General features: G+C 43.4%; 16 protein-coding genes. 4 read left to right on the forward strand and 12 right to left on the reverse strand.

The annotated features are described in order from the left end of the window. Positions 1 to 9 precede the first annotated feature (9 nt). The gene (gene opuCB / locus AC0OMA_RS17150; RefSeq protein ID WP_474222282.1) at positions 10 to 663 is read right to left on the reverse strand and encodes a glycine betaine/carnitine/choline/choline sulfate ABC transporter permease OpuCB; all 654 of its coding nucleotides are present in this window, start codon (positions 661 to 663) and stop codon (positions 10 to 12) included. Positions 664 to 685: 22 nt separating this feature from the next. After that, positions 686 to 1828, reverse strand: coding sequence for an osmoprotectant ABC transporter ATP-binding protein OpuCA (gene opuCA / locus AC0OMA_RS17155; protein WP_003243370.1), 1143 nt, complete (start codon positions 1826 to 1828; stop codon positions 686 to 688). 263 nt (positions 1829 to 2091) lie between these two features. On the opposite strand from opuCA, the gene opcR reads away from it, so the two are divergent. Then, positions 2092 to 2649 carry an opuC operon transcriptional regulator OpcR gene (opcR, locus tag AC0OMA_RS17160; protein WP_003228345.1) on the forward strand — a complete coding sequence of 186 codons (558 nt, stop codon included), beginning with the start codon at positions 2092 to 2094 and terminating at the stop codon, positions 2647 to 2649. Positions 2650 to 2666: 17 nt separating this feature from the next. On the opposite strand, the gene AC0OMA_RS17165 is transcribed toward opcR, so the two are convergent. Beyond that, entirely contained in the window at positions 2667 to 3302 is a 636-nt protein-coding gene (locus AC0OMA_RS17165) for an NAAT family transporter (RefSeq protein WP_181220138.1), read from the reverse strand. Positions 3303 to 3451: 149 nt separating this feature from the next. On the opposite strand from AC0OMA_RS17165, the gene AC0OMA_RS17170 reads away from it, so the two are divergent. Together AC0OMA_RS17170 and AC0OMA_RS17175 are read left to right on the forward strand one after the other, a co-directional pair. Next, on the forward strand, positions 3452 to 4066 hold the full coding sequence (locus AC0OMA_RS17170) for a PH domain-containing protein (RefSeq protein WP_003228342.1): 615 nt from the start codon (positions 3452 to 3454) through the stop codon (positions 4064 to 4066). Between the two features lie 130 nt (positions 4067 to 4196). Continuing rightward, a complete protein-coding gene (locus AC0OMA_RS17175) occupies positions 4197 to 4895 on the forward strand; it encodes a zinc ribbon domain-containing protein (RefSeq protein WP_181220139.1) in 699 nt (232 codons plus the stop codon). Positions 4896 to 4930: 35 nt separating this feature from the next. Here the strand turns inward: AC0OMA_RS17175 and AC0OMA_RS17180 are convergent, their stop codons facing one another. Next, positions 4931 to 6748, reverse strand: coding sequence for a zinc ribbon domain-containing protein (locus AC0OMA_RS17180; protein WP_181220140.1), 1818 nt, complete (start codon positions 6746 to 6748; stop codon positions 4931 to 4933). A 119-nt stretch (positions 6749 to 6867) separates the two neighbouring features. On the opposite strand from AC0OMA_RS17180, the gene AC0OMA_RS17185 reads away from it, so the two are divergent. Next, on the forward strand, positions 6868 to 7335 hold the full coding sequence (locus AC0OMA_RS17185) for a GNAT family N-acetyltransferase (protein ID WP_474222284.1): 468 nt from the start codon (positions 6868 to 6870) through the stop codon (positions 7333 to 7335). A 45-nt stretch (positions 7336 to 7380) separates the two neighbouring features. Here the strand turns inward: AC0OMA_RS17185 and AC0OMA_RS17190 are convergent, their stop codons facing one another. The 8 genes from AC0OMA_RS17190 to AC0OMA_RS17225 are packed head-to-tail and all read right to left on the reverse strand — an operon-like array spanning position 7381 to position 15038. Next, the gene (locus AC0OMA_RS17190; RefSeq protein WP_015483701.1) at positions 7381 to 8613 is read right to left on the reverse strand and encodes an MFS transporter; all 1233 of its coding nucleotides are present in this window, start codon (positions 8611 to 8613) and stop codon (positions 7381 to 7383) included. After that, positions 8591 to 9508, reverse strand: coding sequence for a sugar phosphate isomerase/epimerase family protein (locus AC0OMA_RS17195; protein ID WP_015384662.1), 918 nt, complete (start codon positions 9506 to 9508; stop codon positions 8591 to 8593). Before AC0OMA_RS17195 ends, AC0OMA_RS17190 begins: the two co-directional genes overlap by 23 nt. A 3-nt stretch (positions 9509 to 9511) precedes the next feature. Further along, positions 9512 to 10189 carry a PIG-L deacetylase family protein gene (locus AC0OMA_RS17200; RefSeq protein WP_015483702.1) on the reverse strand — a complete coding sequence of 226 codons (678 nt, stop codon included), beginning with the start codon at positions 10187 to 10189 and terminating at the stop codon, positions 9512 to 9514. Further along, positions 10155 to 10910 carry a WbqC family protein gene (locus AC0OMA_RS17205; RefSeq protein ID WP_474222285.1) on the reverse strand — a complete coding sequence of 252 codons (756 nt, stop codon included), beginning with the start codon at positions 10908 to 10910 and terminating at the stop codon, positions 10155 to 10157. Before AC0OMA_RS17205 ends, AC0OMA_RS17200 begins: the two co-directional genes overlap by 35 nt. Continuing rightward, positions 10883 to 11764 carry a GNAT family N-acetyltransferase gene (locus tag AC0OMA_RS17210; RefSeq protein WP_474222286.1) on the reverse strand — a complete coding sequence of 294 codons (882 nt, stop codon included), beginning with the start codon at positions 11762 to 11764 and terminating at the stop codon, positions 10883 to 10885. The genes AC0OMA_RS17205 and AC0OMA_RS17210 overlap by 28 nt, the downstream gene beginning before the upstream one ends. A gap of 16 nt (positions 11765 to 11780) precedes the next feature. Then, positions 11781 to 13016 (reverse strand): aminotransferase class V-fold PLP-dependent enzyme, encoded by a 1236-nt coding sequence (locus tag AC0OMA_RS17215; protein ID WP_474222287.1) that lies wholly within the window; start codon positions 13014 to 13016, stop codon positions 11781 to 11783. After that, the gene (locus tag AC0OMA_RS17220) at positions 12982 to 13911 is read right to left on the reverse strand and encodes an NAD-dependent epimerase/dehydratase family protein (protein WP_015483704.1); all 930 of its coding nucleotides are present in this window, start codon (positions 13909 to 13911) and stop codon (positions 12982 to 12984) included. Before AC0OMA_RS17220 ends, AC0OMA_RS17215 begins: the two co-directional genes overlap by 35 nt. Next, positions 13908 to 15038: a DegT/DnrJ/EryC1/StrS family aminotransferase gene (locus AC0OMA_RS17225; RefSeq protein WP_015483705.1), complete on the reverse strand. Its 1131-nt coding sequence runs from the start codon at positions 15036 to 15038 to the stop codon at positions 13908 to 13910. The genes AC0OMA_RS17220 and AC0OMA_RS17225 overlap by 4 nt, the downstream gene beginning before the upstream one ends. Positions 15039 to 15081: the final 43 nt, after the last annotated feature.

Genomic DNA, 15081 nt, shown 5'->3' on the forward strand with positions numbered 1-15081 from the left:
GCCAACTCCTTACGAAACTTCCTTCATCCCTTGCAAGCCTTTCGGCGTCACCTTTCGTTCTGTCACAGCCAGCACATAATCAATAATAATTGCCAGAATTGTGACAGGCACGGCACCGCCAATGATATATTCAGGCTGGTATAGGTTCAGGCCGATAAAAATATAGTCCCCGAGGCCGCCTCCTCCGATAAACGACGCAAGTGTCGCCCAGCCAATTAGGTAGATCGTTGATGTGCGGATCCCCGCCATGATGATGGGAATCGCCAGCGGGATTTCGACGAGCCGAATCTGCTCCCAGCCGGTCATGCCAATCCCTTTCCCCGATTCCAGGAGGTTTTTATTTACACCTTTAATGCCGGTATACGTATTGCGCAGGATCGGCAGCACCGAATAGAAAAATAAAGCGACAATCGCAGGCACTTTTCCTACACCGAGAAGCGGAATAAAAAAGGCTAAAATCGCCAGACTCGGGAGGGTTTGCACAATGTTTACGAAACCGATTACCGCACCTGCGCCTTTTTTCATTCTGGTAAGAGCAACGCCGAGCGGCACTGCAACGATAATGCCCAATACAACGACTATGAGTGAAATATATAAATGCTCTCCTGTTTTATACAGCAGCTCTCCGCCGTTCGTTTGCAAAAAAGTCATCATTTGATTCATCTTAAAAGAGCTCCTCCCCTGGTCAGATCGTCATGAGCTGATTTTCCTCGTCGCCCCAAATGGAATCGTATACGATATCAACGAGGCTCGCTCTTGTCACAATCCCTGCTAAATGGTTCTGTTCATCGACCACCGGAACATACTTGATCCCCTGCTTCAAAATTTTTCGGACTGTATCGCGAAGAAGCGCCCCTTTTTGAACGGTATATATATCTGAACGGTATACGTCGCCAACGATGCTCGCTTTTTTGCGGTTTTGATCAATCATTTCCACATCAACATAGCCCTTCAGCACGTTTTGCCGGTCCACAACGAGCAGCGAGTCAACACGTTTTTCTCTCATCAGCTGAATCGCCTGAGAAAGCGTTTTGTCCGCAGATACCGTCACCGGCGTTCTGTTCATCATTTGCTCTACCCGCTCGATATCCGGTCTTGACTGAATCAGGCGCTCTTTCCCGATAAATTCTTCAACAAACTCATTTGCCGGGTTTCGAAGAATCTCATCAGGTGTGCCGACTTGAACGATTTCTCCCGCTTTTAATATCACAATCCTGTCAGCAAGCTTAATCGCTTCATCCATATCGTGGGTTACAAACACAATCGTTTTGTTTAAGGTTCTCTGCAGTTTTTTGAATTCTTCCTGAAGGGAATCACGCGTAATCGGATCAAGCGCTCCGAACGGTTCATCCATTAAAATGAGAGGGGGTTCCGCTGCCAGTGCGCGCAGCACGCCGATTCTCTGCTGCTGTCCGCCGCTGAGCTCATGCGGATAACGGTCTAAATACTCTGGGCCCATATCCACAAGCTTTAACAGCTCGCGCGCCCGTTCTTTCCGTTTTTCCTCAGGCCATTTCAGCAGCTTTGGTACGAGTGAGATGTTCTGCTGGATGGTCATATGGGGGAACAAACCAATCTGCTGAATTACATAGCCGATTTTTCTCCTCAGCTCAACCGGGTCCTGTTCCATAATATTTTCTCCGTCGATAAAGATCCTTCCAGACGATGGTTCTATCAGTCTGTTGATCATCTTCATCGTCGTCGTTTTTCCACAGCCGCTCGGGCCGATAAAACAGATAAATTCACCTTTGGCAATATCTAAATCAATGCTGTTCACAGCTTTTTTGCCGCCTTTATATACTTTTGACACTTGTTCCAATTTCAGCAATCCGTGCACCTCCGCAGGTTTCCTTTGAATTTTCTGAAAAGTATAATCCTTATTATAGTTTGAACTTTGTAAAATAAAAAGTTTACAATGTGTTGAAATTATATGTTATTTATAGATTATTTATTGTTATGACCGAGACGGAAAGGGTGTTCTTACAATTACGCCGGATACCTCCCACTTCCTCTGCATTCAGCTATTTTCAACATCAGGAAGAAATATGATATATTGACACCATCAATTGCCATTTGAAGGGATGATCAGCTGTGAAAAAAACCGCTCTCGACATCATTGAACATGCTGAAGAGCATCTCATTGAGAAGATTGCCGAAAATATGCATACGTTTGGAATGCCTTCAACTGTCGGACGTGTGCTCGGAATTATTTATATGAATCGAAAACCAATGACCTTAAGCGAGCTCTCTGAGGCAACGGGCATGAGCAAAACACGGATGAGCCAGGTTGTCCGGGAAATGATCGATGCCAATATCGCCGAAAAGGTGTTTGAAAAAGGCGTACGAAAAGACCTTTATGACGTCGAGCAGGATTATTATCAAACCTTCATTTCTTTATTTGCGGCGAATTGGACAAAGGTCGTGAGCAAAAACAAAGTGCTGTATAAAAAATTAAACCGGGAGCTGAGTGATCTTTTACAAAGGGACGGGCTTACCCCGGAAGCGGAAGAGAAAGTCAATCAGCTGCTGAATGAATTAAAAGAATGGCTTCATTACTATGATTGGCTGAGCAGGTTGATTGAATTTTTTGAGAGTGAGGAAGTCTTTCGGTATGTGCCGAAAACAAAAGAAAGCAGCTCTCTAAAATAAGAGAGCTGCTTTTTGCATCATGAGGTTAAGACCGGAAACATGCCTTTCAGCCCGGCACCAATCATCCCGACCGCAACCACGGCTAAGATTAATCCCATCAGTCTGGTGATCACATTCATCTCGGTTTTTCCGAGTTTGCTGCTGATAAAAGCAGAATAGTGGAAAAAGAGAAAGGTCAGGGCAATAACGGCGGCTATGCCGATTATGACAGCCACATAATGACCAATGCCGCTATGACCGGCGGAAAGGCTCATCACTGTTGCAATCGTTCCGGGCCCAGCAATAATCGGAATGGATAAAGGTGTGACGGATATATCCGCTTTTTCCTTGCTTTCCTTATGTTCATCATGGTGAAGAGATTGCACGTGTGATTCTTTCGCATTCAATAGATTATAGGCAATGCCGAAAATGAATATGCCGCCCGCCACTCGGAGCGCGTGAATGTTGATATCAAACAGTTTAAAGATAAGATGGCCGAAAACCAAAAAAGCCGCGAGAATAAAAAAGGATAAAGTAGCTGCCTTCCGGGCAATCGCTTTTCTTTCCGCTGCAGTATAGCCTTCTGTCAGCGTCAGAAATATCGGTACGTTTCCGATCGGATTCGATACTGCGAATAAAGAAATAAAGACGTGAACGATGAATGAGAACATCATATACCTCCTTGTTGATAGTCTCTGCACAGGAAATAGAATTATTCTCCACCCTTTTACCCGGAGGCGATTTCCCGGTAAACCTTTATAGCCTGTCAGAAACGCGCCATGCTACAATGAAGTGACAAATTGAATAGGAAGGACGTATACAGATGTTCAAAAAAATTGCGGCAGATGCCTTGGGCTTATCTGATATCGGAAAAATTATCGAACCTCAGGACTATGACAAAACAGACGCAGATGATTATGTCATGCATGAAGATAATGAGAAAATTTATTTCTTGATTAAAACAAAAGCAGACGAGTATTGCTTTACGAACCTGGCCCTGATCCATGTAGACGGCGAACGCGCCACTTCCTCAAAACGTACGTTGAAACGCTATCCTTATTCGCAATATAAAATCTCTGACGTTTTTCTTGAAACTGCCGGAAAAGTGGATTTGGATGTTGAAATTAAGTTCAAGCTGGGTGGTGAACAATTCGACATTGATGTCCACAAAGACCAGATTGAAAAGTTAAAAGACCTTTATAAAGCCCTGCTTCGCATCGCTGAAACAACCTATGAAAATGACATTTTAATCAATCAAGCGGAGCAAAGCTTAGATAAAGCAGTGACGATTCTTCACCATACCCGCCCTGAGCACGTCAATATTGAAACGCAATATAAAGAGCTGACCGAATTCGGATTCACTTGGCTGACATCCGTTCGTTCGCAGTATCATATTAAGGATTTTGGAGATGTATTTGAGAAATATATGAATAACTAGATAAAAAAGACACAGCTGCTATCAGGCACGTGTCTTTTTTTGTATGAATATTGATTACTTTACAACTTTTTTCTTTTATAATAAAACTATTAGTCTATTTTCCCTATATTACATGTAAAGGAGTTATTTTATGTATTGTCCTCAATGCGGCCATCAAACAGATGGCGGAAATTTTTGTGAGAAATGCGGATCACCGCTCCCCGGTCAATCAGGCCACCAGCATCCAGCTCAAACCGGAGCCGCTGCAAAGCAAGCAGCAAAACAGTTCGGTTCATTTGTCTTATCCGTCCTGAAACGCCCTTATCAGGAATGTAAAGCAACAGGCGGAGAACAGCTGATCAGCGCAATCATTACGATGGTTCTTTTCAGTTTGCTGACCCCTTTGATGTTTTATATTCTTTTTTCAGACGGTCCCGGAAGCGTAAGCTTTACAGCAATCTTCTTAGAGCCAACCATTTATTTTATTTTATTTCTATTTGGCCTGCATGCATGCATCTTTTTCGCCCTGAAAATCGCGGGAATCCAAGTATCTTTCAAGGATTCATTCTCAAGATTCGGAGCGTTTCTCATACCGTTTACGGCTATTTTGATTCTTGCCCTTTTCTTCTTTTTATTACATACAGACATTTGCTTTACCATATTAGCTGTTGGTTTAATCGGTGCATTCTTCGCCATTCCTCCTGCGATGCTGAGCAGTTACCAGCATTCATATAAAGGGAAAATTGATGTCATTTACTCAACGATTGTGATTTATCTGATCATCTGCGTTACATTTCAGCTTATTATCGAACACTATGTCAAAGAAATTTTCCGTTATATGCTCTTTTAAAAACAACCCCATCACCTGCTGGTGATGGGGTTGTTTTATTGAATAGACGTTAAGTAAATTCTTCCGTTCTTCACTACGCCGGTGTAGGTCCAGTTATATGTTCTGAGCTTTGGACTGCCGCCTGATTTTGTGATGTAGAATTCTTCATACGTCTTAATCGTGACAGCCGACCCATTTTGGCTCCAGCTTTTCACTTCATAGTTATTAAAGTCTTCTGTTGTCCCCTCTTTATTTAGTTTCGCCACGAGATGCTGCTGGTCGGAGTAAAGGGAACTTCCTTTTTCAAGGCTGTCTTCCATCAGTGAGAAATTATTTTGATTCACGGCATCTGCCTGACTTTGCAGATAACTGCCCATAAATAATGTCACTTGTTCATCTGTAACATTGCCGCTTGCAGAGCTTTCACTGCCTTTGTTTTTCGAGCCAGCCCAGGCGGAAGTGTATGTCTCTGGTTTATCATTTTTGATTTTCTTTATATTTGTGCCTGCAGATTCGAATGTTGATTCTGCATCTTCGAAAATCCATTTTTTCTGTTTTTTATCATATGAAAGAAGATATTCATAACTCGGACTGTCGTCAGTCATTTCAGATTTTGTATAGTCGTTATACGAAGAAGACTGGTGAAGTTCTATTCCTGTTACGGATACCTGCCACGTTCCGTCGTTTTTCTGAGAGAGGGCAAATGTGTCCAGGTCAAAATCAGTTTCCAAGTATCTATCTTTTAAGTATGAATCCGCGCTTTTCATAGAATCGACGGTGTCCTTCGTCTCCGCCTTCCAATTGGCACTTGCCTCTGTCATCTGGGCTGTATTCCCATCAGATAGAGCTTTGGAGTATTGTTTTGTTGTTTTGACAATTGTGTTCATAATCTGTTCCTGTGTATCTTGATCAGGAATTAACGGTAACTCCATTTCTTTATCATCGATCGGAACGCCGGCAGTTTTTGTTTTTCCCCACGGAAATTCTGCCTCGACTGAAGCTGTCATTGATCCATCTGTCAGCAGCGGACCATATGTTACGGATTTGAACGGATCTTTATGAATTGATTTACCGTTAATCAGCAAATCTCCCTTCCCGCTCTTGATGTCATCCGCTAAGCTGAATGTCACATCGTCTGCTTCCAATGAGAGATCAACACGGAAGCTGTTATCGCCAACCGCCTGAATGTCTTCCTTTTTCACAAGGTCAACGACATCGTTTTTCAGTTTGGCTGAGACTGTATATTCGCCGGGAATGTACGGACCGAGGGTTTGTGCTTGATCTGCTTTCTTTACAGATCCGGCTTCCTCTTTATTGACATATAAATCGGTATTTTTATAATTGCTGGTCACTTCAAAATAAACAGGTGCTACCTTTAAGTCATAATGGTCAAATACCAGCAGGCTTTTCCCGTCTTTTTCCGCATATACGATATCCTTCTGGGCTGTTTCCTCACGGAGCGATGCAAAAAGTTCATCTTTTTTGTCTGGATGATCCTTCAAATATGTAAGAAACGGTTTTACATTATTTTTAGTGAGTTTAAGATTGTCATTTACCGGTGTAAGCAGAGTCGCGATTTGGTCCTGATCCTCATCATTTACGGCCTGTTCAAACTTGTCGACTAACCTATCCTTTGAAGTAAAATACGCTCCGGTTTTATAAGCGGCGAATAATATAACGCACGCTGCGGCAATGCTGCTCCATAAAATGATGGTTTTCTTTTGGATCGGTTTTCGCGGAGCCTGCCTTGTTTCTGCAGTGCTAGTTGTTTCTTGATTTGCCTGTTTGCTGCCCCCTCCGATCGGGGTGCCGCATTGTTTACAAAACTTGGCTCCTTCATTATTCTGGGAGCCGCAATTCTTACAAAAAAACATGACTTTCCTCCTATTCTACTAATTTGATAACATTTACTGCTTTTCATATTTTATAATAAAACAGAATGAAATTGGGAACGAATGAAAAAATTAAATGTCTATCAGACTAAAAAGGTGGAATGAATATGCAAAAGCTCAGGATTGAATTAGGAAAAGAAACAAATGACGAACTATATGATCTATTGCTGCTCGCCGATCCATCGAAAGACATTGTAGATGAATATCTTGAGAGGGGAGAATGTTACACAGCTTGGGCCGGTGATGAGCTTGCAGGTGTTTATGTATTGCTAAAAACAAGGCCGCAAACAGTTGAAATTGTAAATATTGCGGTAAAAGAATCTCTTCAGAAGAAGGGCTTTGGCAAACAGCTTGTACTTGACGCCATCGAAAAAGCGAAGGAGCTGGGGGCGGACACGATTGAAATCGGCACGGGGAATTCCAGCATTCACCAGCTTTCTCTCTATCAAAAATGCGGATTCCGCCTTCAGGCGATCGACCACGATTTCTTTGTCAGACATTATGATGAGGACATTTTTGAAAACGGGATTCAATGCTGCGATATGGTAAGGCTTTATTTGGATCTTTAATAAAAGAGCTGCCGCATGATCATCGGCAGCTCTTTTATATAGAAATTAAAAAAACTGATTCGCTTTTTTTCCGGTATCCCGCTGCATTCCTTGCCTCACTGACAATATAAAAAAAGTCAGGACGAGAGTCAGACCGACAGCCAGAAAAATATAATCAGCGTCCATAAACACAAGAAGCACTGTGTAAACAGCTGCTGAAAGAGGTTCTCCCATCTTTACAATAGAAAAAATAAGCGCGAATATTCTTCCGAAGTATTCAGTCGGAACCGTCTTTTGAAAATACAGAACCGTTTGCACATCAATATAGGAGATGATGACACCCAGCACCAAAAAAATGGCACATTCCAGCCCGCTAAGCGGAAAAAACAAAAACATAATGAGCAGCCCTACCGCTGTTAAAGTTCTGGGATAAAGCCGTTCTAGCCGCTTCGTATTCCACTTGAAAAATACAGCAAGATTCCCTAAGAGCATACCGCCCTGAAACATTGAATACATGATAGCGAACCATACGGAATAGTTCTCATGAAAACGTTCCACTGCAAGAATCGGCCCCATTACAGAAATAAACCCGGCAATGACAAGATTTACGATAAAAAAATAACCGACAGCAGTCATCCAAGATGAGTTGCCCTTCAGCATTCTGTAGCCTGTCTTAAGGGCTTCTGCCCCTTTGCTTTTTAGGCCGGCAGATTCTGAAATGTGAATAAGGGCAATCAATGCAGCGGATACGAAAAATGCCGTCCCATTTATGAGAAACAGAAGCCCAAACGGAATCGCCGCAATCAAAACGCCGCTAATCAGCTTTCCGACGATCAGACCAATAAGTTCGCTAGTGTTAATTAATGAAGTCGCCTGATCGAGATGTTTCTGAGGGACAAGCAGCGGAATAAGCGCCACTTTCGCCGGGGAAAAGAGCATCGATTGCAGCGATAAACAAAATGCGCATACACCAATGATCCATACAGTTAACAAACCGTTCGCACTAAGGACTGCCAAGAGAATCATAATGACTGCTCTTCCAGTATTACACACATACAATATGGATTTTTTTCGTATTGAATCAATTAAAGGTCCGGTAAACATTCCGAATGTCAATGGAACGAGCTCGATAAAAGAAATCACCCCGACTAATATTTTGCTTCCGGTCAAATCGAGCACTAGAAGCGGAAGCGCGATGAGCCAGACGCCATCCGCCGCGGAAGAAAATACTTGTGCAGACCAAAGCTTTGCATAATTTGGTGTTCGATATGCCGAATTACGTCCGCTTTTTTTCTTCATCAGAAGCACCGCCGAACCATTCTAATGTTCTCCATGATTCTTTTCTTTGTGTATAGTCCTCTTCCATCACTTCAAATACGATACCCGTGCCATCCCCGCGGTGTATCTCCTTTAACATCTCCGCCGCTTGTCTGAGCAATGGTTCATTAATCGTTCCTTCAGCGGGATGACGCCCTTCAAAACAGCGGACATCACCATGCGGGAAGGCTAGCTGGCGAAACGAACTGAAATGATAATGTTTAATGCTGTCCTTTAAGGAAAGAAACTGAAAAAAATCAGGGTATCTCAGCTTTTCATCCCTGAACATAAGTGATGATGACAGATGTGTCTGATAGGTAATGGCCCAATGACACAGATCCCATGTAATGCCGACATGTTTTAAACCGAGCTGAACCAGCTCCTCAAAATCCTCAGGATAAATAAAAATCGGGTCAAAGTCTTCGCCCAGATTCCCGATAATCGGCAGATTTTCGACTCCAATCCATATATCCGTCCCTTTCAGCTCATCATCAAACGCCGCAAAAAATTCAATGACTTTTCTGCGATTTCCTTCTAAGTCATAGCTTTGAAATTCTTCAACCGACATAAATTGATTGGCATGAACAGTTATGCCCTTAGCGCCGTACATATCCGCAAGCTCTGCAAAATGCAGCAGACGGTCCTTTATATGCGCTTCGTGAACATAATCCGCATTGTCGGTGGGAAAATGAAGTGTCAATAATGACGGCTCAAGCTGTTTTGTGTAATCAAGTGTCCGCTTGAAGGTTTTCACATAATCGGTTTCTTCAAACGACTTTCCGTCGAAGATGTTGGCTTCAAGACCGTATCCTGCTTCGACCCACTTTTTATCAATTTGCTTCGGGTCTAACCCGAAAAACGGTATTTGCGCAATCATCCGTCACCACGTTCCTCTCACAAGCATAAATGCTTCTGCTGCAGAAAAACCCGATTTAGCTCCCCATACGTATGCGTTATTTTCTATCGCTTGCAAGGAGCGCGGATGCGGGAAATCCCTCAGCTCCGAATCATAGCACGCCATGGCCTTCAGCTTCAATTCAAGCTCTTCTTCTATATTAATGAAGAAATTCGCATGGAATTGATCCTTCTTCAAGTAGTTCCACTCTGTCGAGGATAAGGTCTCGTATGCCAGAACCTGTTTTACGGAATGACCTGGAAGCGGGCGGGTTGCCGTCATCACCGCTCTGAATACAACAGCATGGTCAATATTAATGTCACCGCCGTATTGTGTATATACGATATCGGGCTGAAACCGTTCAATTTGTTTTTCTGCCTCTTTTACGACATCCAGCAAATCCATTGAATCCAGCCTGTTATCAGGAAGGTTTAACCTGACAAAATCGCTTATGCCGAGCGTGCTAAGCGCTTGTTCCGTTTCACTATAGGAATGCTGCATGATCGAATCACAAGGTTTTTCATAGTCTTCTTTTCTAGACGATTTTCCTTCAGCCATAATGACAGCCGACACACTGTCTCCTTGACGGACATGTTTCGCCAATGCTCCGCCGACGCCGATAATTTCATCATCCGGGTGCGCCGCAAATACCATTACTTTCATCATATTGTCCCCCTTTGATTAACGTCTCGCAAATATCCGCGCCGCAGTTCATAAGCATATCAAGCATAGAGAGATGAGGAATGTGCTCTCCGAACAACTGCGGATAATGGATGGTCCTGATTTGCTGGTATTCGATTGTAATTCCGCTTCTATCAAAATCACTTTGTATTAAATAGTCTGATCCTTGGCTGCCTGAATAATAGTGATCAGCCCCAAGTTCCTTACAAAGCGCGAGCACAAAATCACTCTTTTTTTCATTCCGGCATTCGAGCTCCGACACATAGCAAATTGGGGTCGATATGCGAAGTTCCCGCAGAAAAAAATCAATGATGAACATATTTAAATCATGAAGGTACTCCCATTCCCGCTGATAGACATCTTTAAAAAACATTTGATATTCCTCGAAATAGGAAGCCTTCGCATAATTCATTTTAATCGCCATCCAGTGTTTCTTCCGCCAGTCCTGCTCTTGATCGATTTTCATATCACGAAGCTCGATATCCTTATAATTTTTCATCTGCAAAGGAACAGTCAGCCACATGGGGCCTTGGGAAGTCTTGATTCTGTTCCGATTGAGAAATCCCTTTTTCTCAAACTGGGCTGTGTCGTGAATGGCAAATACATCTGATTTATGGATTTTTTCAAAAAAACCATACCAGGGGAGATAACTGGACTGATGGCCGCTTACCACTTTTACTCCGTTTCTGTGAAATGTCGACATCGTTTCTCTTCAGCTCCCCAATATCGTTTCGGTCTGGCAATTTCTTTATTGTGGGAATATCCAAAATCAACCCATTGCAGTTTCTTGCCGATGGCGAATGATAAAGCGTTCCGCATCAGCAAATAAGAGGCCTGCGTTTCTTTTCCGGCAGGGCTGTTTACATTCTGCCAATAATAGAAATGGGAATGGTCATATAGAAAAATACTGCTGCTGATCATGTCAGTCTCAAGAAATGCCCCTACCCAAAAGACTTGCCTTCCAAGGCTTTCTAGCAGCTTTTGAAAAAAATCCTGACTCATCATATAGGCTGCGCCGATAGCTGCTGTATGCGCCTTATACAATTCGTAAAATTCATGAATCGATTCCTGTCCAATTAGGCGGACGGACACATTTTTCTTTTCCGCATATCTGACGGCAGTCCGGGCTTTTCCTGAACAGTTTGTCCATAGCTCTTCAAATGTATCGGGAAGCGGCAATATGTGTGTGGCTTTTTCTGCCCAATGTTCTCCCGTTTCTTCGATAAAAGAAGTTTGGCCATGCGGAAGCAGGAGCCGCGATAATTTCTGTCCAAATAAAGCCTTGATTTCGTTTTGCAGCCATTCAAATGAAATCGGACGGTCTGAAATGACGCCGCCGTATCCTATCATATTCCCGCTGAGCAAGCCATTCTGCTCAAACACCGGAACATATATCACTTGTCCGCCGTCCGATGTCAGCTTAACAGGGTGAAACGAGGTATTTGGGAGCTCCTCCATGAGCTTCCCCCAATCATAGCTTTGAAACAATCCAGTCTGAAAAATGCCAGCGGCTCGATCCCATGCTTGACGAGTTACCAAATTTGCTGTTTTTTGCACGATATATCACCAACATTCATTTCTTATTCTTTTGCTCTGCATACGCTAAAACGGTTTCAGCAATATACTTCACCTGCTCTGTACCAAGAGGCGGTTTGAACGGCAGTGAAAGAACCCTTTTCCACAGAGAATGTTCATCCTCTTGCCGTGAATAAGGCTGATACAGCGGAATAAGGTGCAGCGGAAGGTAGTTCCAGCAGGTTTGAATCCCTTTTGCCGCTAAATAAGCAGAGCAGTCGTACCTTTCCCCTTCATGAGGGAAGACGATTGTCAAATAGTTCAGGCTTTCTCCCTCCTGCGGCTGAATCATCTTGATCCCGTATAACTCTTCTGCCCGTGCAAAAATGTATTTTGCCGTCTCCAAATTTCTAGATGAGTCTCTCACCAGCCGCTCCATCTTTGACAGCTGGTATTCGATAATGGCTTGCCTCACCGGATGCATTCGCAATAAAGGGACAGTAGCAGGTTTTTTCGGAAGGACTTCAAGCTTGCTCGTTTTCATAGAGGTCTGAACACCCGTTTTTCTGAATAAGAAGGATAGAGTCCTAGATCTCATTAAAGCCTGTATTCGCTGCTGTCTCATATAAGCATCATAATCAGCATTGACTTGCTTTCGCTGTTCCATTGGCAGCCTGCCGTTTTTGTCCAGAACTTCTTTTCGGGCGATTAACGCTCCTCCTCCTATACTGCCGAGGGGCTTTGACGGTCCAAAGCTCAAGATGCCGAAATCCCCCAAACCGCCTGCAAAGGTTCCGTCTTGTTTTGTAAACATGGCCTGAGCGGCATCGTCAATGACACGAATACGCTTTTCTTTCGCCCACTCGATAAGTTTCATGTTTTCCTGCCGGCCGTAAACGTGTGTCAAAATGACAGCGCATGTCCTCTCGGTCACTTTGTTTTTCACATCTTCAAAGGATAGGGACAAATCATTATCCAGATTGGCAAACACTGGGGAAGCTCCGGTTTGAAGCACAGCGTCAATTACGTTTGGACAGCTGAATGATGAAAAAATCACTTCTTTTCCAGGCCCCGCTCCGGAAAATGTCAATGCAAGCACCAACGCTGCGCTTCCACTCGAAGTCAATTCGATGCTCTTTCCATAGCGTTTTTCCAATTTTTCTGCCAACGTTGTTCTTTTAGCTGAGATTAAGTAGGTGAAAAAACTTCTGCCTGAAAGCTGCCCCGGATAAATCGGAAACTTGATCTGTTTGGGGTTTTCAGGATAATGGAAGTTTTTGTTTTTGTCTTTCAATTTTAATCAGCCTCAGGCCTTCATCTAGGTTAATTTTAGGAGCATATCCAAGCAGACGCTTTGCCTTCTCAATCGAAGGAGCACGTTTGAAAATTTCAATGTCTTTCCCCCGGACACCATCCTCGCCCAGCTTTTTAAATGTATAATGCTCTTTCTCCCTGCCAGTCATCACGTTGATTTTCTCTGCCAGTCCTTTTATAGTGATTGGCAGATCGTTTCCTATGTTGAAATCTTCATAGGCACTCCCTTTGTACAGCAGCGCCAGGTATGTTCCGTTCACGATATCACTAATGTAGCTGAAGCATCTGATTTGGCCGCCGTCTCCGTAAAGAGGAAGCTCCGCGCCAGCTTCGGCCAAACTGAAGAACTTGTTTATGACAAAGTCCTGACGCTGCTTCGGGCCGTACACATTAAAGTATCGGACAACTCTGACATGCAGTGAGGCTGATGCCTGCTCCTTCAAATATTCCTCTGACTTTAATTTTGCTTTTCCATAAGCGGATTTAGGGAGCTTATGGCTTGATTCCGTATATGGATAATCTGGCGAATCTCCGAACACTTCTGAGCTGGAGGAAAAAAGAAGGGTCTTGATCCCCAGCTCCTTGCATACCTCCGTTACGTTTTTCGTTCCTTCAAAATTCACCTTGATTACGTCCTCTTCATTGCTGCGGCAGCTGTCTACTCCGACCATTGCCGCTAAATGAACGACAGCATCTGCTCCTTTTAATGATTCCCGAAGCGATTGACGGTCTAAAATATTGGTTTGGCGGAATTCTGCCTGAAAATCCGGCTTTTTTTGATCAGCGATGATCGTATGATAGCCTTTCTTCTGTAATAACCCCGCTAATTCACTTCCTATAAAACCTGCTCCGCCTAAGATAGCAATGTGTTTCATTGTCCGACCTCCTGGCTTAAAGATAAAACATCTTTAATTGATTGAACGATGTATTGACAATCTTCCTTCGATAATTGGCTATAAAGAGGCAGTGATACAATTTCAGGAAAGATGCGTTCAGTTACCGGCAGCTTTGCAGGAAAATGCTCTCTATAGTAGGGATGCATATGCACAGGGATAAAGTGGACACTCAACCCAATATGTTTCGCTTTCATCTCTTCAATAAACTGGTCTCGGTCCATTTCTTCGTGTTTTTTCACCCGCAGAATGAACAAATGCCAGGAATGTGTGATATGGCTAGGGATGTCTGTTAAAGGAAGTTCTGCTCTTTCTGGATGATTGATAAGCTCAGACGCATAATAGTTTGCGATTCTGGTTCGTTTTTCTTGGATTTCAGCAGCCCGTTTCAATTGAATGAGCCCAAGAGCAGCCTGGATATCTGTCATGTTGTACTTAAAGCCGGGAAGTAAAACATCATATCGCCAGCTGCCCTTTTCACCGTATCGATTCCAAGCATTTTTTGTAATGCCATGCCATCCATACAGTCTTGCTCTTTCGGCAGCCTCTTCATCCTTAAGAATAAGAGCTCCTCCTTCTCCCGTCGTTATATTTTTGGTGGCATAAAAGCTGAAGCATACGGCATCTCCATGTGTGCCGATCATCTTCTCGTTATACCTTGTCCCAAGCGCGTGTGCGGCATCTTCAATCAAGTACAGTCCATTTTCCTTGCATATGCTGCTAAGCTCATCCAAATTTGCCGGATAACCTGCAAAATGGACCGCAATGACCGCTTTTGTCCGCGGTGAAAGCTTTTGTCTCACATCTTCCGGATCTATACATAAATCATCCTCGCAAATGTCGGCAAACACCGGGGTTGCTCCTACATGCAAAATGACGTTTACACTTGAACAAAACGTGAAGCTTGGAACAATGACTTCATCTCCTTCTCCTACACCGAGTGCAAGCAAAGCCATGTGTAAGGCAGCAGTTCCTGAATTACAGCTGATTACGTGCTCCGCTCCCAGACATTCGCCAAGCTTTTTCTCAAATTCAATCACCTTCGGGCCTTTTGAAATCCACCCCGACTTGATCGTTTCAACTACAGTTTCCAATTCTTCGTTTGTCATATCAGGTCTGTGAAAAGAGATAAATTGTTTACTAATGACAGTT

This window comes from Bacillus sp. AMCV2, from assembly GCF_056033925.1.